The 16801-nt window shown below is 65.2% G+C and carries 15 protein-coding genes; 8 read left to right on the top strand and 7 right to left on the bottom strand.

Going from position 1 to position 16801, the window contains the following annotated elements:
- Positions 1–93: 93 nt before the first annotated feature.
- The 3 genes from UB43_RS15060 to UB43_RS15070 all read right to left on the bottom strand — a co-directional run bounded on the left by UB43_RS15060 (position 94) and on the right by UB43_RS15070 (position 3417).
- Complete coding sequence (locus UB43_RS15060) at positions 94–1032, bottom strand: DMT family transporter (RefSeq protein WP_045212336.1); 939 nt, start codon at positions 1030–1032, stop codon at positions 94–96.
- A 143-nt stretch (positions 1033–1175) separates the two neighbouring features.
- A complete protein-coding gene (locus UB43_RS15065) occupies positions 1176–2273 on the bottom strand; it encodes an extracellular solute-binding protein (RefSeq protein ID WP_045212338.1) in 1098 nt (365 codons plus the stop codon).
- A gap of 103 nt (positions 2274–2376) precedes the next feature.
- Entirely contained in the window at positions 2377–3417 is a 1041-nt protein-coding gene (locus UB43_RS15070; protein WP_024765266.1) for a histone deacetylase family protein, read from the bottom strand.
- A 251-nt stretch (positions 3418–3668) separates the two neighbouring features.
- Here UB43_RS15070 and UB43_RS15075 point away from each other — a divergent pair, with 251 nt between their 5' ends.
- The 3 genes from UB43_RS15075 (at position 3669) to UB43_RS15085 (ending at position 8073) form a co-directional block, all read left to right on the top strand.
- Complete coding sequence (locus tag UB43_RS15075) at positions 3669–6128, top strand: DUF3772 domain-containing protein (RefSeq protein WP_052969550.1); 2460 nt, start codon at positions 3669–3671, stop codon at positions 6126–6128.
- Positions 6129–6327: 199 nt separating this feature from the next.
- Positions 6328–7374 carry a class I SAM-dependent methyltransferase gene (locus tag UB43_RS15080; RefSeq protein ID WP_045212340.1) on the top strand — a complete coding sequence of 349 codons (1047 nt, stop codon included), beginning with the start codon at positions 6328–6330 and terminating at the stop codon, positions 7372–7374.
- A gap of 132 nt (positions 7375–7506) precedes the next feature.
- Complete coding sequence (locus UB43_RS15085) at positions 7507–8073, top strand: hypothetical protein (RefSeq protein ID WP_045212342.1); 567 nt, start codon at positions 7507–7509, stop codon at positions 8071–8073.
- A gap of 75 nt (positions 8074–8148) precedes the next feature.
- Here the strand turns inward: UB43_RS15085 and UB43_RS15090 are convergent, their stop codons facing one another.
- The 4 genes from UB43_RS15090 to UB43_RS15105 all read right to left on the bottom strand — a co-directional run bounded on the left by UB43_RS15090 (position 8149) and on the right by UB43_RS15105 (position 11883).
- Positions 8149–8364: a DUF3079 domain-containing protein gene (locus UB43_RS15090; RefSeq protein ID WP_045212344.1), complete on the bottom strand. Its 216-nt coding sequence runs from the start codon at positions 8362–8364 to the stop codon at positions 8149–8151.
- A gap of 133 nt (positions 8365–8497) precedes the next feature.
- Positions 8498–9517 (bottom strand): AraC family transcriptional regulator, encoded by a 1020-nt coding sequence (locus tag UB43_RS15095; RefSeq protein WP_045212347.1) that lies wholly within the window; start codon positions 9515–9517, stop codon positions 8498–8500.
- Positions 9518–9742: 225 nt separating this feature from the next.
- Positions 9743–10924, bottom strand: a complete 1182-nt coding sequence (locus tag UB43_RS15100) for a VWA domain-containing protein (RefSeq protein ID WP_015476361.1) — start codon at positions 10922–10924, stop codon at positions 9743–9745.
- A gap of 113 nt (positions 10925–11037) precedes the next feature.
- On the bottom strand, positions 11038–11883 hold the full coding sequence (locus UB43_RS15105) for a MoxR family ATPase (protein ID WP_015476360.1): 846 nt from the start codon (positions 11881–11883) through the stop codon (positions 11038–11040).
- Between the two features lie 231 nt (positions 11884–12114).
- On the opposite strand from UB43_RS15105, the gene UB43_RS15110 reads away from it, so the two are divergent.
- From UB43_RS15110 to UB43_RS15130, 5 genes are all read left to right on the top strand, one after another.
- Positions 12115–12504 carry a hypothetical protein gene (locus UB43_RS15110; protein ID WP_052969551.1) on the top strand — a complete coding sequence of 130 codons (390 nt, stop codon included), beginning with the start codon at positions 12115–12117 and terminating at the stop codon, positions 12502–12504.
- A 9-nt stretch (positions 12505–12513) separates the two neighbouring features.
- The gene (locus UB43_RS15115) at positions 12514–12714 is read left to right on the top strand and encodes a helix-turn-helix transcriptional regulator (RefSeq protein ID WP_045212350.1); all 201 of its coding nucleotides are present in this window, start codon (positions 12514–12516) and stop codon (positions 12712–12714) included.
- A gap of 81 nt (positions 12715–12795) precedes the next feature.
- On the top strand, positions 12796–13770 hold the full coding sequence (cysK, locus tag UB43_RS15120) for a cysteine synthase A (RefSeq protein WP_045212353.1): 975 nt from the start codon (positions 12796–12798) through the stop codon (positions 13768–13770).
- A gap of 211 nt (positions 13771–13981) precedes the next feature.
- On the top strand, positions 13982–15076 hold the full coding sequence (locus UB43_RS15125; RefSeq protein WP_045212354.1) for a polyamine ABC transporter substrate-binding protein: 1095 nt from the start codon (positions 13982–13984) through the stop codon (positions 15074–15076).
- Between the two features lie 619 nt (positions 15077–15695).
- Positions 15696–16601, top strand: a complete 906-nt coding sequence (locus tag UB43_RS15130) for a DMT family transporter (RefSeq protein ID WP_045212356.1) — start codon at positions 15696–15698, stop codon at positions 16599–16601.
- Positions 16602–16801: the final 200 nt, after the last annotated feature.

A 16801-nucleotide genomic window follows, 5' to 3' on the forward strand; every position in this document is an offset into this window, starting at 1 on the left:
TCTCCGCCCGTGCCACTCACTCCTTGCAACAAAGACTATCGTCTTCCCTCGCCGCAGCGCCTGACCTGAATCAAGAGCGCGACAATTCCCAGCTCAGCGACGAAGCATCCGCCGAATCCACTGCTCGCTGCTCACCAGGGTGATGCCCACCAGCACCAGCGCGGCGCCCGCGACGAAGTTCAGGGTCAGCGGCTCGCCGAGGATGAGCACGCCGAAGGCGATGCCGAACATCGGCGTCATGAAGGAAAACACCGCCAGGTTCGACGCCAGGTAGCGGCGCAGCAGCCAGAACCAGGTGAAGTAGCTGAAGAACGACACCACCAGCCCCTGGAACAGCACGCTGCCCACGCCGATGGCGGTGAAGCTCACGTCATGGGTCTTGCCCAGCGCCAGCGCGGCGAAGGGCAGCAGCAGCGCGGCGATGAGCAACTGGTAGAACAGCGTGAGGATCGGTTTGGCCTCGGACAGCCGCGTGGTGCGCACCGCCACCGTGGTCATGCCCCAGGCGAACCCGGCGAGCACGCCGAAGGCATCGCCCAGCAGCATGCGGCCGTCCATGGCGGCGATGTCGAAGCCACCGCCGAAACACATTGCGATGCCGCCGAAGCACACGCCGATCCCCAGCCACTGCAACGGCCGCAGGCGTTCGCTGGGCAACAGGAAATGCAGCGCCAGCGCGGAGAAGATCGGCGCGGTGTAGATGAACACCGCCATGTGCGAAGCCGAGGTATAAACCAGCCCCTGGGCGATGAAGAAGAACTCGGCGGCGAACAGCACGCCGGCCAGCAGCCCGCCCTTGACGGTGCCATGGCGCAGGAAGCCTTCCCAGCCGCCGCGCCAGCACATCAGCAGCCCCACCACCACGGCGGCCACCAGGTTGCGGCCGAAGGCCTGCATGATCGGCGCAATGTCGTGGGCGGCGAGTTTCACCATCACCGCCTGGATGCCCCAGATAATGCAGAGGCCGGTCATGACCTGGATGGCGAAGGCGTCGGCGCCCTTGCGCTCGACGATGGCGGCTTGGGAGTTCATGGCAAGGCTCGGCAGCAATTGGCAGGAATCGGGAAGCCACAAGGACAATCGGCGGACTTCCTCGAAGAAAGTCCGCCGATCATGCCAGTTCGCGCCCGCCGGCCGCCAACGGAAATCCGCTGTTCAGCCAGCTGCAAGCGACATTATTTCCCGGATTTCACCTGGGTCCAGGTGCGGGTACGGATGCGTTCCAGTTTCGGCGGCAGCATTTCCACCGAGAACAGCTTGGCCTGCACGTCCGCCGGCGGGTAGACGTTGGGGTTGTCGTGCAGCTCCCTGGAGATCAGCCCGTCCGCCGCCTGGTTGGGGTTGGCGTAGGCGACATAGTCGGAGATCGGCGCGACCACTTCCGGGCGCAGCAGGTAGTTGAGGAAGGCGTGGGCCTGCTCGACGTTCTTCGAGTCCTTCGGAATCGCCAGCACGTCGAACCAGGCGGCGGCGCCTTCCTTGGGAATGCGGTACTCGATGTGGATGCCGTTATTGGCTTCCTTGGCGCGATTGGCCGCCTGCATCGCGCCGCCGGACCAGGCCAGGGCCACGCAGACATCGCCATTGGCGAGGTCGGTGACGAACTTCGAAGAGCTGAAGTAGGTGATGTGCGGACGCAGTTGCGCCAGCAGCGCCTCGGCCTTCTTGTAGTCGTCCGGGTTGTGGCTGTTCGGCGACAGGCCCAGGTAATGCAGGACCTGCGGGATGACTTCGGTGGGCGAATCGAGGAAGGCCACGCCGCAGGACTTCAGCTTGGCCAGGTTCTCCGGCTTGAACACCAGGTCCCAGGAGTCCACCGGCGCGTTGTCGCCGAGCACGGCCTTGACCTTGTCGACGTTGTAGGCGATGCCGTTGGTGCCCCACATGTAGGGCATCACGTACTGGTTGCCCGGGTCCTTGCTCTCCAGCACCTTGAGCAGGGCGGGATTGAGATTCTTCCAGTTCGGCAGCTTGCTCTTGTCCAGCGGCTGGAACACGCCGGCCTTGAGGTAGTTGGGCAGGAAGCTGTCGCTGGGCACGACCACGTCATAGCCCGAATGACCGGACAGCAGCTTGGCTTCCAGCAGTTCGTTGCTGTCGTAGACGTCGTATTGCGGCTTGATGCCGGTCTCGCCCTGGAAACCCTTGAGGGTATCCGGACCGATGTAGTCGAACCAGTTGTAGATGCGCACTTCCGGCGCGGCGCTGGCAGCGCTGGCCGTGACGAGGGTGGCGGCGGCGAGCAGGCCGCGCAGCGCGGTATTCTTGTTCATGTCCTTCCCCAGTTGGATGCGCTCGCACTCTGACCACTACAAACAGCGGGTGGCGAGCCAATAAATGCAGTGGGGCGGATCAATGTCCGCCCCACCTTGTCGATCAGCGTGCAGCGCCTTCGTAGCCCTGCAGCACGTTCACCGCGTTGACGCCGATGGCCTCCACCGCGTAGCCGCCTTCCATGATGAACAGGGTCGGGATACCCAGTGCGGCGATGCGCTCGCCCATCTTCAGGTAGTCCGGGCTGTCCAGCTTGAACTCGGAAATCGGGTCGTCCTTATACGTATCCACGCCCAGCGACACAACCACGGCGTCCGGCGCGTAGTCGGCGATCTTCCGGCAAGCGTCGTCCAGTGCGGCGAACCAGCCATCCCAGCCCGTGCCATGGGGCAGCGGGTAGTTGTGGTTGTAGCCCTCGCCGGCGCCTTCGCCATGCTCGTTGGCGTGGCCGAGGAAGTACGGGTACTCCACCAGCGGGTCGCCGTGGATCGAGGCGAACAGCACGTCGTTGCGGCGGTAGAAGATGTCCTGGGTGCCGTTGCCGTGGTGGTAGTCCACGTCGAGGATGGCCACGCGCTTGGCGCCCTGGTCGAGGAAGGCCTGGCTGACGATGGCGGCGTTGTTCAGGAAGCAGTAGCCGCCCATGAAGTCGCTGCCGGCGTGGTGGCCCGGCGGACGGCACAGCGCGAAGGCGGTGCTGGCACCCTGGCGCATGTGGTCCTGGGCGGTCAGCGCAACCTGGGCCGAGCTGTACACGGCCTGCCAGGTGCCGGCGGTGATCGGCGCCTCGGTGTCGAAGCTGTAGTGCCCCACTTCGCCCATCAGCGCGGTGGGGATCGGACCGTCACGCAGCAGGCGGCGGCCCGGGAAGGTGGTGGAGACCAGGTCGCCGGTGTGGCCTTCGGCCGCCCAGCGGGCCCAGGCGCCCTTGAGGAATTCGACGTAGCGGGTGTTGTGCGCGCGCAGGATCGGCTCCAGGCCGAAGTCCTTGGGCTCGATGATTTCGCCCAGGTTCTGCGACTTCACGCGGGCCAGCACGGTGTCCGCGCGGCTGGGCATCTCGAAGCAGGGCTGGAGTTTGCCGTCGACCAGTTCGGACTGGCCGAAATGCAGGCGGTGATCATCGCTGTACACGGTAAGCATGGGAGTACCCTCTGAAGGATTCTTGTTGTCCGGTGGCAGAATTCTGCCCAGCGACCGCCCGGCACAGAACAGCGGAAGCGGCCAAAAGGGGATCGATGTGGCCAGAATTTCTGACCCTTAACCATCTACATGCATTGATTATCCGCTTTCGCCCGGCAAAGACTCACCGCTGCGGCGCTATGCTCAGGGAATTGTCCGGGCCTTGGGCCGGTCGAACATCATCAAGCGTTTTGACCACAGGATGGGGGAAGATGCGGGAAACCTTCGTACGCGCCTGCAGCCGTGCGCTGCTGGTGCTGACCTTGTCGCTGGCAGGCACTGGCGCCGTGCTGGCGGACGAGCCGACCGACGTCCAGGCCGGCAATTCCATCCAACTGCCGGACCTCCCCGAGGATGCTGGCGTCGATCAACTGAGCGCCCGTCTCGAACTGATCCGCCAGCGCGTCTCGGCCGACAGCGACGATGGCCTACTGTCGAACCTGCGGCAGTCCGCGCTGGCCGTGCAGGCCCGTGCAGAGCAGAACGCCACCGACATCGGCACGGCACTGTCGCGCACCGAGGACCAGCTCAAGGTGCTCGGCCCGGTCACGCCCAACGAGGCCGAGAGCCTGACCAGACAGCGCAACGACCTCACGGATGCCCAGAGGGACCTGCAGAAACAGCTCGAACGCGCCAACCAGCTGGACAAGAACGCCCAGGACCTCGCCGCACAGATCGTCAACCTGCGCCGCAGCCAGTTCAACTCGCAGATCGCCACGCGCTACCCGCCGCCGCTGAGCCCGAGCTTCTGGTCGAACCTGATCCGCCCCACCGACGATGACCTGAAGCGCCTGCAATCCATGCGTGCGCAGATCGGCGACGCCTTCGCCACGGTCTGGCGGCCCGAGCACCGCTCGCCCTTCATCGCCAGCCTGATCGTTGCCGTGCTGCTGTGGATTCCCGGCCGGCGCCTGCTGGAGCAACTGCTGACCAAGGCGATGATTCGCTGGATTCCGGTTGGCCGCCTGCGCCGCAGCGCCCTGGCGGTAGCGGTCGGCCTGGCCACCATCCTCACCCTCGGCGGCGGCGCCACGGTGATCCACGAGGGCATGAACTGGCACGACCAGCTCAGCGGCAATATGGACAGCCTGGGCGACCAGATGCTCTCGCTGGTGGTCTTCTGCACCTTCACCGCCGGCCTGGGCCGCGCGCTGTTGGCCGTGCAGAGGCCATCCTGGCGACTGCCCGACCTGCCCGACCCGGTTGCCACGGCCCTCTCGCCCTTCCCCTGGCTGATGGCCTGGCTGCTACTGGTGCTGGGCACACTGGATCGCATCAACAGCTCCAGCGGTGCCAGCCTCGCATTGACCGTGGCGGTCAACGGTCTCACCGCTCTGGCAACCGCCCTGCTCTACGGCATCGCGCTGTATCGCTATCGCGTCGCGCGCCGCGAAGCCGAAGGCCATGAGACCTCGCCGCTGGCCGGCATCCTCGTGCTGGCGATGCTGATCACCGTGCTGCTGATCGTCCTCGCACTGGTCACCGGCTACCTGTCGCTGGCCTACTTCTTCGCCGGCAAGCTGCTCTGGGCCAGCGTGGTGTGCGCCACCGGCTACCTGCTGACGAGTCTGTTCGTCGACCTCTGCGAGGTACTGCTGTCGCCCCGCCAGCCGATCGGCGAGCGGCTGGCGGAGAACCTCGGCGTCGATCCACGCCATCAGGCACAGTTCGCCACCCTGCTGACCGGCGCCGGCCGCACCCTGCTGGTGTTGTCCACCCTGCTGATCGCCTTCTCCACGTCAGGCACCAGCCCCGGCGAACTGCTCCAGGGTCTGGTGCAACTGGTGGAAAGCGGCCAGTCGCTGGGGCGCCTGAACATCGTCCCGCAGGACATCCTGCTGGCCCTCGGCACCCTGGCCGCCGGCCTGTTCGGCCTGCGCCTGCTCAAGCGCTGGCTGGCCGACGAACTACTGCCCGAAACCCGCATGGACGCCGGCATGCGCGCCTCGCTGGTGACCCTGGTGGGCTACCTCGGCATGGTCATCCTGGTGCTGCTGGTGCTCTCGGCGCTGCGTATCAACCTCACCAGCCTGACCTGGGTGGTCAGCGCCCTGTCGGTGGGTATCGGTTTCGGCCTGCAGGCCATCGTGCAGAACTTCATCTCCGGCCTGATCCTGCTCACCGAGCGCCCGGTGAAGGTGGGCGACTGGGTCAGCCTGACCGGCGGCGTGGAAGGCGATATCCGCCGAATCAACGTACGCGCCACGGAAATCCAGATGTCCGACCAGTCCACGGTGATCGTGCCCAACTCCCAGTTCATCTCGCAGAACGTGCGCAACGTGACCATGGGCAGCGCCCTGGGCGTGGTCGGCATCAACCTGACCCTGCCCCTGGACACCGACGTGCAGAAAGTCCGCGAACTGATGCTCAAGGCGTACACCGAGCACGAGAACATAGTCGACACACCCGCCCCCTCGGTGACATTCAAGGACCTGAGCGCCACCGGCCTGACCCTGGCCGCCTCGGGCAACGTCAGCAGTCCGCGCGCGGTGTACTCGACCAAGAGCGACCTGCTGTTCACCCTCTTCAGCGGCCTGCGCGAGGCCGGCATCAGCCTGAGCACGCCGCAGAACCTGATCCTGCAGCGGCCGCAACCGGCCCGCGCAGAGCCAGCAGACGAGGCGGCAGCACCGCAAGTCGGCGACGATACCGGGCCGAATCCGCCGCCGTAGAATGAAAGGACTACGCCGGCCTGGCAGCCGCCAGGCCGGCCCTGGCGCAACAGTCCCGCCCGGGAGTCGCCGTTGCGCCTGCAGCGTCCCGTGCCCGCCGCTGGCCGGCGCCCGTCGCGGCATCCGGCACGGCCGCCTGCCGCCTTCCTTCCTCGCTTGCCGCCGGGCCTCCCCGTTGCGGCGCACGGGAGATCGCGCGATGGACGAAGCCAGACTCAACGATTTCATGGGCAAGCTGGTCACCGACATGGGTGGCGCGGCAATGCTCGCCAACATCATCCTGGGCGAAGAGTTAGGCCTGTACAAAGCCATGGCCGACGGCCAGTGGCTGAGCCCGGCGCAACTGGCCGAACGCAGCGGCTGCAATGCCCGCCTGCTGCGCGAATGGCTCAGCGCCCACGCGGCGTCAGGCTACATGGAGCACCAGGACGGCAACTTCCGCCTGCCCGAGGAACAGGCCATGGCGCTGGCCATCGAGGACTCGCCGGTCTACGTCGCCGGTGGCGCGTCCGTGGTCGCCGCGCTCTACCACGACAAGGACAAGCTGGTCGCCGCCATGCGCGGTGACGGCGGCCTGGCCTGGGGCGATCACCATCCGTGCATGTTCTCCGGCACCGAAAAGTTCTTCCGCCCCGGCTACCGCGCACACCTTGTTGCCGAGTGGCTGCCGGCCCTGGACGATGTGGTCGGCAAGCTCGAACGCGGCGCACGGGTCGCCGACGTCGGTTGCGGTCACGGCGCCTCCACCATCGTCATGGCGCAGTCCTTCCCGGCTTCGAAATTCGTCGGCTTCGACTATCACCAGCCCTCCATCGAGGTAGCCAACCAGCGCGCCGGGCAGGCCGAAGTCAGCGGGCGCGCCAGCTTCCAGCGTGCCAGCGCCAAGGACTACCCCGGCAACGACTACGACCTGATCTGCTTCTTCGACTGCCTGCACGACATGGGCGACCCGGTGGGCGCCGCACAGCACGCGCGCCAAGCGCTGAAAGCGGACGGCACGGTGCTGCTGGTGGAGCCGTTCGCCCATGACCAACTGGACGACAACCAGAACCCGGTGGGTCGGTTGTTCTATGCCGCCTCCACCTTCATCTGCACGCCCAACTCGCTGTCACAGGAAGTCGGCCTGGGGCTGGGCGCCCAGGCCGGCGAGGCACGCCTGCGCAAGGTGTTCGAGGAAGCCGGCTTCAGCCGCTTCCGCCGAGCGGCCGAAACGCCGTTCAACCTGATCCTCGAAGCGCGCCCCTGAATCGCCGGAGATTGCCTGCAGCGCCCGTGATCCGGGCGCTGCAGCGCCGAAACAATTCGTCATTTTCCCGTCATCAATCCGTTATGTGGCCCATTGAAACTCGCAGGCTTTCAACCCAGGGAAGCCCCCGAGATGTTCAACAACAAAGCCAACAAAGCTGCATCCTTCGCTCTGCTCGTCGCCGCCCTCGCCGGTTGCGCCGCCCAGGCTCCGGTAGCCAGCAAGGAAGCCACGCCCAACAACGACGACTGGTACCTGGTGCGTACCGACGAGACCCTGTACCTCTTCGATGACGCCGCCGTCTACCGCGACTACATCGTGACCGGCAAGACCACCTACACCAAGGAAGTGGGCGAGAAGGACAAGTTCGGCCAGAACGTGGTCCTGGTCGTCCGTGCCGAGGACAAGGACAAGGACGCGAAGAAGATCGCCTCCTACCAGTTCTACAAGCAGAGCCTGCCGCCGGCCGCCGGCTTCTACGGCGAAATCCGCCAGGAAGGCGTGATCTACGTGGCCCAGCGCTACGGCGACATGGTCGACATGAACGGCCTGGGCGAACCGATCTTCCGCCACACCGAAATCGCCAGCGGCCCCAACGGCGAGCGCGTGGTGTACCTGATGCAGAAGGAAGAGAAGAAGCCGGTCGGCCTGATCGCGCGCTTCCAGAAGATCTACGGCATCACCCCCGCCAAGGGCTGATGACGAAAAAGCGCGCATTCCGGGGAGGGAGTGCGCGCTTTTTCATGGCCGGCGCCGCCAGGGCGCGGGTACGTGTTAGCTGGAAGGCTCCAGCTGCACCGAGGGAATCGTCTTCGGTACCTCGATACCCCAGTCACCGAACTGGTACCAGTCATCGCCGAGCATCTCGGCCGGGTGCATGGTGCGATCGGCACCGTTGCCACAGGCCAGGTTGGTCGCCGGGCAGTAGCGGTCGCAACCCCAGCAGATGCGCTCGGGGTGCGGCGGGTTGAGCGGGAATTTCTTGGCCATGGTCAGGCCCTCGGAAGTTTCCTTGTGGGATTCCTGAAGGCTATGCCTGTCGGACCGGCCTGCTCCTTGATCTGCGACAATTTCGCGCGGATTTCAGGCGCGGTTTTTACGCATGACGCTTATGCACGGCCTTCTATGCACGAAAATGGCTCGGCGGCTGGCCACTCCAGCGCTGGAAGGCATGGCGCAGGCTGGCGGTTTCGCTGAAACCCAGCTCCTCGGCGATGCGGTAGATCGGCATGTCGCCGTCCTGCAGCAGTTCCTTGGCGCGGGCGAAGCGCAGTTCGTCGAGCAGTTGCTGGTAGCTGGTCTGCTGCTGTTGCAGGTGGCGACGCAGACTACGCGAGGAGCAGTTGAGGCGACGCGCCAGTTCTTCCAGGCCCGGCGGCTCCTGCAGGCGTTCGCCTAGGATCGCGCGGACCTTGTCCAGCCAGGCGCGGCGTGCAGCCAGGTCGATGTTCTGGCGGCGGCACTGTTCGAGCATCTCGCGGTGGGTCACGGCGTCAGCCAGTGGCAGGCGCATGTCCAGCCAACTGGCGGGGAAACCGATGGCACTGCGCGAGCAGTTGAAACTCAACTGGCAGCCGAACAACGTGGCGTAGGCGGCGCGACGATCGACCGGACCCTCGTAGTCGAACTCCGCGCGCACCAGCGGCAGTGGCTGGCCGAGCAGGTCGGCGCAGGCCACCTTCAGCGAGCCCAGGCACAGCTCGGTGTTGAACGGGCGCATGTCCTCCTCTTCGCCGTAGCCGGTGGCGACCAGCCAGGCCATGTTGCCGTCCACTTCCAGCGCGAGGTGGAAGTAGGTGCCCAGCAACACCGGGTAGCTCAGGCCGATGCGCAGCGCCTCGCCCAGGGTCGGCGCGGAGATCAGCGCGTAGCCGAGCAGGCCATAGGCGGTGATCCGCGTGCGCACGCCCAGGCGCAGGCCGAGTGCGGGCTCGCCGGCAAGATTCTGCACATTGCCGAAGACCTGCTGCTCCTGCCAGGGGCTGACCAGCCGGCGCAGGTCGAGCAGGTCGTCGCCGGTGATGCCGCTGCCCTCGAGGATGGACTCGCGGCTGTGCCCCTCGGACTCCATCAGCGCGACGGTCAGCGAGGTCATGTGCAGGGAGTTGAGCCAGGTGGAGCGGGAGAAGGTCAGAGGATTCATTCGATGCCCATCGTAGACGCTACGGCGCCCCCGTCAGTGTTACCAGCGCGGGGGCAGGTCAGGAGCAGGCAAGTTGCGTGCCGGCCACCCAGCGTGGCCGGATCGATCCCCATCTTACGGGGTCTCGAGCGCGATGCGGAAGTTTCGACCTTCCGCGGCAGGGTTACCTTTGCGGACATCGGGACGGTGCGGGCGCACCGTCCCGGTGCTCAACCGCGGCAGAACTCAGCCGCGGGAGAGGAAGCGCATGCCCTCTTCCAGGCCGCTCAGGGTCAGCGGGAACATCTGCTCTTTCACCAGCTCGCGCACAAGGCCGGTGGAGGCGGTGTAGTTCCAGGTGTCCTTGGGGTACGGGTTGATCCAGATGAGCTTCTTGTACTTCTCCATGAAGCGCTGCATCCAGACGTAGCCGGCCTCCTCGTTCCAGTGCTCGACGCTGCCGCCGGCCTGGGTGATCTCGTACGGCGCCATGGCGGCGTCGCCGACGAACACCACCTTGTAGTCCGGTCCGTACTTGTGCAGCAGGTCGAAGGTGGCGGTGCGCTCGCTGGAACGGCGCAGGTTGTTCTTCCACACCGACTCGTAGATGAAGTTATGGAAGTAGAAGTACTCGAGGTGTTTGAACTCAGTCTTGCAGGCCGAGAACAGTTCCTCGCAGACCTTCACGTGGGCGTCCATGGAGCCGCCGATATCCAGCAGCAACAGGAGCTTCACGGTGTTGCGGCGCTCAGGACGCATCTGGATGTTGAGCAGGCCGGCATCCTTCGCGGTGTGGTCGATGGTGCCGTCGATGTCCAGCTCTTCCGCCGCGCCCTCGCGGGCGAACTTGCGCAGGCGGCGCAGGGCGATCTTGATGTTGCGCGTGCCCAGCTCGACCTGGTCGTCGAGGTTCTTGTACTCGCGCTGATCCCAGACCTTGGCGGCCTTGCCCTGGCGCTTGCCGGCGTCGCCGACGCGGATGCCCTCGGGGTTGAAACCACCGGAGCCGAATGGGCTGGTGCCGCCGGTGCCGATCCACTTGTTGCCGCCGGCGTGGCGTTCCTTCTGCTCTTCCAGGCGCTTCTTGAACTCCTCGATGAGCTTGTCCAGCCCGCCGAGGGACTGGATCTGCGCACGTTCCTCGTCGGTCAGCAGGCGCTCGAATTCCTTGCGCAGCCACTCCTCGGGGATCAGCGCCTTGAGGTGGTCGTCGAGCTTTTCCAGGCCCTTGAAGTAGGCGCCGAAGGCCCGGTCGAACTTATCGAAATGGCGCTCGTCCTTCACCATGATGGTGCGGGCGAGGTAGTAGAACTCGTCCATGTCGGCGAACACGACGCGGTGCTTGAGCGCATCGATCAGGTCGAGCAGCTCGCGCACCGACACCGGCACCTTGGCCGCGCGCATTTCGTTGAACAGGTTGAGCAGCATGGCTGCACCCTCTCGTAAAGCTTGTGCCCTTGTAGGAGCGAGCTTGCTCGCGAACCCAGCGAACCCGCAAAGCGCTTCGCGAGCAAGCTCGCTCCTACAGAGAGATACGGAAATCAGCGACTCGCGCGGCGGCTCATGAAGGCAAGACGCTCAAGTAATTGAACGTCCTGCTCGTTCTTCACCAGGGCGCCAGCCAGCGGCGGGATGGCCTTGGTGGGGTCGCGCTCGCGCAGCACGGCTTCGCCGATGTTGTCGGCCATCAGCAGCTTCAGCCAGTCCACCAGCTCGGAGGTGGAAGGCTTCTTCTTCAGGCCCGGCACCTTGCGCACGTCGAAGAAGATGTCCAGCGCCTCGCTGACCAGCGTGCCGCTGATCTTCGGGTAGTGGACGTCGACGATCTTCTGCAGGGTCTCGCGGTCGGGGAAGGCGATGTAGTGGAAGAAGCAGCGGCGCAGGAAGGCGTCCGGCAGTTCCTTCTCGTTGTTGGAGGTGATGATGATGATCGGGCGCTGCTTGGCCTTGATGGTCTCGTTGGTCTCGTAAACGAAGAACTCCATCTTGTCGAGTTCCTGCAACAGGTCGTTGGGGAACTCGATGTCGGCCTTGTCGATCTCGTCGATCAGCAGGATCACGCGCTCCTCGGCCTCGAAGGCCTCCCAGAGCTTGCCCTTCTTGATGTAGTTGCGCACGTCGTGGACCTTGTCCACGCCCAGCTGCGAGTCGCGCAGGCGGCTGACCGCGTCGTACTCGTAGAGGCCCTGGTGGGCCTTGGTGGTGGACTTGATGTGCCAGGTGATGAGCTTGGCGCCGAAGGACTCCGCCAACTGCTCGGCGAGCATGGTCTTGCCGGTGCCCGGCTCGCCTTTCACCAGCAGCGGGCGCTGCAGGGTGATGGCGGCGTTGACCGCCAGCTTGAGGTCGTCGGTGGCGACGTAGGACTGGGTGCCTTCGAACTTCATCGGTGAATCCTCGAACGATAGCGGGCCGGGCGTTCTGCCGGGCCGGGCGAATGGTCGGACAAGCTGCGACTATACCGCGCACCCAAGGCGAGTGTGAACGCAGACGCGGCATTCAGTCATTGAATGGCGGGTCAGGGGATGACTGATCGCGATCAGCCTGCCGATGACAAGTTTACTTTACATCGCAGAAATCCCGATGTTAAGTTCACTTTACATCACAAGGAGACCGCGATGAATCCCGCCCTGCGCCGCTACACCCTGTCCTGCGCCGCCCTCATGTTCATCTACTCCGCCCTGGTGGCGCTGATCAGCTGGGGGCTGGACCTGCAGCAGCTGCCTTATGCCCTGCGCGTCCTGGCCGCCGCTTCTCCGGCGCTGCCGCTGCTGGCGATGCTCTATGTGTTCGACCGCTACTTGCGCAGCGAGCCGGACGAGTTCCTGCGTTTCCTGCTGTCCCGCGCCGCCATGCTGGCCGGCGGCGTGGTGGTCGGGTTGTTCAGCGCCTGGGGCTTCCTGGAGCAGTACGCCGCCTGGCCGCGCTTCCCGGTGATCCTCGCTTTCCCGCTGTTCTGGGCTGCCTACGGCATCGCCGTGGTACTGCTGCGCCGGCGCTTCGCCTGAGGACGACCTATGCAGAATCGCCTCAAGGCACTGCGCGCCGAACACGGCTGGAGCCAACAGGACCTGGCCCTGCAGCTGCAGGTTTCACGGCAGAGCGTGATCGCCATCGAGAGTGGCAAGTTCGACCCCAGCCTGCCGCTGGCCTTTCGTATAGCCCGGGTTTTCGGGCTGCCCATCGAGGCCATCTTCAGCGACGCGCAGCCCCAGTGAGCCGGGTGCCCCGACTGGACTACGAAGCCCGCCGGGCATAGGCTGCTGGGTCTGCACAGCTCCGAATCTAAGGAACGCATCATGAGCCGCATATTCGCCGACAACGCGCAGTCCATCGGCAACACGCCGCTGGTCCAGATCAACCGCATCGCCCCGCGCGGCGTCACCATCCTGGCCAAGATCGAAGGCCGCAACCCCGGTTACTCGGTGAAGTGCCGGATCGGCGCCAACATGATCTGGGATGCCGAGTCCGGCGGCCGTCTGAAGTCGGGCATGACCATCGTCGAGCCGACATCCGGCAACACCGGCATCGGCCTGGCCTTCGTCGCCGCCGCCCGTGGCTACAAGCTGATCCTCACCATGCCCTCCTCCATGAGCCTGGAACGCCGCAAGGTGCTCAAGGCCCTCGGCGCCGAGATCGTCCTGACCGAGCCGGCCAAGGGCATGAAGGGCGCCATTGCCAAGGCCGAGGAAATCCTCGCCAGCGACCCGGCGAAATACTTCATGCCGGCGCAGTTCGACAACCCGGCCAACCCGGCGATCCACGAGAAGACCACCGGCCCGGAAATCTGGAACGACACCGATGGCGCGGTGGACGTGCTGGTGGCTGGCGTGGGGACCGGCGGGACCATTACCGGCGTGTCGCGCTACATCAAGAACACCAGGGGCAAGCCGATCCTCTCGGTGGCTGTCGAGCCGGTCGCCTCGCCGGTGATCAGCCAGGCCCTGGCCGGCGAAGAGATCAAGCCGAGCCCGCACAAGATCCAGGGTATCGGCGCCGGCTTCGTACCGAAGAACCTCGACCTGTCCCTGGTCGACCGCGTCGCCACCATCGCCGACGAGGACGCCAAGAACATGGCCCTGCGCCTGATGCAGGAAGAAGGCATTCTCTGCGGCATTTCCAGCGGCGCCGCCATGGCCGCCGCGGTGAAGCTCGCCGAAGAGCCGAACATGCAGGGCAAGACCATTGTCGTGGTGCTGCCCGACTCGGGTGAGCGCTACCTCTCCACCATGCTCTTCGACGGCCTGTTCGAGGACCAGGAACTGGTCCAGTAAGCTCTATTCCGCCCCTCTGCGGGGCGGTTTCCTACCTGCCGTTCCGAATCGGTGCGGCTCGGGTCACGTGCGCTGTCTGCGGACCCGCAGGCAGCCATGGCCCCTCGCCATGTTCCGGCAAAATGGTTAATTCTTGCGCAGCCCGCGACGAAGCGTCGCCCATCTTTCGCGGATGGCCCGGGCTTTCCGCACCGTTGTCAGGAACACAAGAATGAAAATTTCCGCCCCGTTGCTCTCCACCCTTGCACTTTCCCTCTCCGTTGCCGCCGGCGCCGCCCAGGCCGACAGCGTGAAGATCTACAACTGGTCCGACTACATCGCCCCGGACACCGTGCCGACCTTCACCAAGGAAACCGGCATCCAGGCGACCTACGACGTCTACGACAGCAACGAGACCCTCGATGGCAAGCTGATGACCGGCAAATCCGGTTACGACATCGTGGTGCCGTCGAACCACTTCATGGCCAAGCAGATCCAGGCCGGCGCGCTGAAGAAGCTGGACAAGAGCCAACTGCCGAACTGGAAGAACCTCAACCCGGTGCTGATGAAGGCGCTGGAAGTGAACGACCCGGGCAACGAGCACGGCTTCCCCTACCTGTGGGGCACCACCGGCATCGGCTACAACCCGGCGAAGATCAAGGAAGTCCTCGGCGACAACGCGCCGATCGATTCCTGGGACATCTTCTTCAAGCCCGAGTACATGGAAAAGCTGGCCAAGTGCGGTGTAGCGGTGCTGGACAACGGCCCGGAACTGCTGCCGATCACCCTGAACTACCTGGGCCTGCCGCATCACAGCCAGAAGCTGGATGACTACAAGAAGGCCGAGGAAGCGCTGCTCAAGGTGCGTCCGTACATCCGCTACTTCCACTCCTCCAAGTACGTCAGCGACCTGGCCAACGGCGAGATCTGCGTAGCCGTCGGCTTCTCCGGCGACATCCTGCAGGCCGCCACCCGCGCCAAGGAAGCCAAGAACGGCGTGGAAATCCAGTACTCCACCCCGAAGGAAGGCTCGCCGCTGTGGTTCGACATGGTCGCCATGCCCAACGACGCGCCGGATGAGAAAGCCGCCTACGCCTTCATGAACTACCTGCTGCGCCCCGAAGTGATGGCCGGCGTCAGCAACTACGTGCACTACGCCAACGGCAACCTGGCCGCCGACCCGCTGGTGGACAAGGCGATCAAGGCGGACCCGGCGATCTACCCGCCGCAGGACAAGATGGCCAAGCTGTTCGCCCTCGAATCCATGCCGATGAAGATCGACCGCGTACGTACCCGCACCTGGAACACCATCAAGACCGGCAAGTAAGCGTCAACCTTGCGTGACAACGCGCGGCCCCGGCCGCGCGTTGTCGTTTCTGCCGATTGCACCGGGCCGGATTTCGCGGAGAGCGCCCGCCCCAGTGAGAGATGCAGGAGGCGAACTCCTTGTAGGAGCGAGCTTGCTCGCGAACAGGCCCCGCGACGGAATCGGTTCGCGAGCAAGCTCGCTCCTACGAAATGCGTCAGCACAGGTGCAGCCTGTGCGCGTTGTCGTTTCTGTCGCAGGAATCGCAGATTGCCGCGCGACTCGCACAGGGCTCGCCTGCGCGCGCAACGCCCGCTATAGTCAGCCCACGCAGCGCCGTTGCTGCCCCACTGAACAGGTTCGCCGTCCATGTCCCGATACCCATTGCCCGATCCGGCAATCATCGCTGCAGCCTCCCCGGCACGCGGCGCGGGTGCGGGCGCGGCCTGCCCTCCTCCTCCTGTCGTCGCTGTCGCGTCGCCTCCGCCACCCGGTGCGGCCTACCCGCCACCCGGCGTGAGCTTCTGACGCCTCACGCGTTTTTCACCGCCTGGTTTCCCGCGTTCAACTGACGCGGCTCCCGGTATGTGTCCGGCCCTAAGCAGGCCGGGCGTGATCTGCCTGACGACAGGTGCATTGCATGATTTCGTTCACTCGTTCTTCCCTGGCCGGCCTGGCCAGTACCTCGCTGTTCGTGCTGCTGTGGAGCAGCGCCGCGATCATCAGCAAGTGGGGCCTGGCCCACGCCTCGCCGATGGTGTTCCTCATTGCCCGCTTCGGCACCGCGCTACTGGCGCTGCTGATCCTCTCCCCGCTGATCGGCCTGCGCTGGCCGCGCGAGCGCAGGCAGGTTCGCCATGCCGTGTTCACCGGCCTGGTGATGCTGGGTATCTATCCGATCTTCTACCTGATGGCGCTGGACCTGCACGTCACCCCCGGCGTGATCGCCACGGTGCTGGGCGTACAGCCAATGCTGACCAGCTTCCTGCTCGAACGCCGGCATTCGCCGCAGCGCCTTGCCGGTCTCGCGCTGGGGCTGATCGGGCTGGTGATGGTGGTCTACCAGAGCATCGGGCTGTCCGGCCTGACCTTCGCCGGGCTGGCCTGCTGCCTGCTGGCACTGCTGTCGATCACCGGCGGCTCGATCCTGCAGAAGAACATCCGCGAGAATCCGCTGGGCACCCTGCCGCTGCAGTACATCGCCGGGCTGGCGCTGTGCGTCGCCGTGGCGCCCTTCCAGCCGCTGCATGTGGAATGGAATGCTGCGTTCATCCTCAGTGCACTGTGGATGGGGCTGATGGTCTCGGTGCTGGCCACCGTGCTGCTCTACCGGATGATCGCGGCGGGCAACCTGGTCAACGTCACCAGCCTGTTCTACCTGGTGCCGGCGGTCACGGCGCTGATGGATTACACGGTGTTCGGCAATCGCCTGTCCGCCCTCGGGCTGCTGGGCATGGGGCTGATCGTGGTGGGCCTGATGCTGGTGTTTCGCAAGACGGCTCCGGCGCGGGACGCTGGAAACGCACAAGCGGTGGATAACGGGTAGTCCTCCGTGGGGCTTGCCCCCTCTCCCTAACCCTCTCCCTGAAGGGAGAGGGGACTAGTCTGCGCCAACTGAAAGATCCGAGCGGTCCTGCCAGCACCGGAAGAACTCGGGCGTTGAAGCTCGCAGAGGACTGCTCCCTCTCCCTTCGGAGCGGGGCGCGCAGCCAGGGCTGGGGAGAGGGAAACCCGCCGGCACAAACT

This window comes from Pseudomonas sp. 21 (assembly GCF_000955805.1).
Taxonomy (GTDB): domain Bacteria; phylum Pseudomonadota; class Gammaproteobacteria; order Pseudomonadales; family Pseudomonadaceae; genus Pseudomonas.

What these genes read in the sequence shown, in the direction of transcription:
- UB43_RS15105 (WP_015476360.1), bottom strand. Translation starts at nt 11,883, where the DNA reads ATGAAGTTCGAAGGCACCCAGTCCTACGTCGCCACCGACGACCTCAAG.
- UB43_RS15095 (WP_045212347.1), bottom strand. Translation starts at nt 9,517, where the DNA reads ATGAATCCTCTGACCTTCTCCCGCTCCACCTGGCTCAACTCCCTGCAC.
- UB43_RS15115 (WP_045212350.1), top strand. Translation starts at nt 12,514, where the DNA reads ATGCAGAATCGCCTCAAGGCACTGCGCGCCGAACACGGCTGGAGCCAA.
- UB43_RS15125 (WP_045212354.1), top strand. Translation starts at nt 13,982, where the DNA reads ATGAAAATTTCCGCCCCGTTGCTCTCCACCCTTGCACTTTCCCTCTCC.
- cysK (WP_045212353.1), top strand. Translation starts at nt 12,796, where the DNA reads ATGAGCCGCATATTCGCCGACAACGCGCAGTCCATCGGCAACACGCCG.
- UB43_RS15085 (WP_045212342.1), top strand. Translation starts at nt 7,507, where the DNA reads ATGTTCAACAACAAAGCCAACAAAGCTGCATCCTTCGCTCTGCTCGTC.
- UB43_RS15080 (WP_045212340.1), top strand. Translation starts at nt 6,328, where the DNA reads ATGGACGAAGCCAGACTCAACGATTTCATGGGCAAGCTGGTCACCGAC.
- UB43_RS15060 (WP_045212336.1), bottom strand. Translation starts at nt 1,032, where the DNA reads ATGAACTCCCAAGCCGCCATCGTCGAGCGCAAGGGCGCCGACGCCTTC.
- UB43_RS15090 (WP_045212344.1), bottom strand. Translation starts at nt 8,364, where the DNA reads ATGGCCAAGAAATTCCCGCTCAACCCGCCGCACCCCGAGCGCATCTGC.
- UB43_RS15100 (WP_015476361.1), bottom strand. Translation starts at nt 10,924, where the DNA reads ATGCTGCTCAACCTGTTCAACGAAATGCGCGCGGCCAAGGTGCCGGTG.
- UB43_RS15130 (WP_045212356.1), top strand. Translation starts at nt 15,696, where the DNA reads ATGATTTCGTTCACTCGTTCTTCCCTGGCCGGCCTGGCCAGTACCTCG.
- UB43_RS15075 (WP_052969550.1), top strand. Translation starts at nt 3,669, where the DNA reads ATGCGGGAAACCTTCGTACGCGCCTGCAGCCGTGCGCTGCTGGTGCTG.
- UB43_RS15110 (WP_052969551.1), top strand. Translation starts at nt 12,115, where the DNA reads ATGAATCCCGCCCTGCGCCGCTACACCCTGTCCTGCGCCGCCCTCATG.
- UB43_RS15070 (WP_024765266.1), bottom strand. Translation starts at nt 3,417, where the DNA reads ATGCTTACCGTGTACAGCGATGATCACCGCCTGCATTTCGGCCAGTCC.
- UB43_RS15065 (WP_045212338.1), bottom strand. Translation starts at nt 2,273, where the DNA reads ATGAACAAGAATACCGCGCTGCGCGGCCTGCTCGCCGCCGCCACCCTC.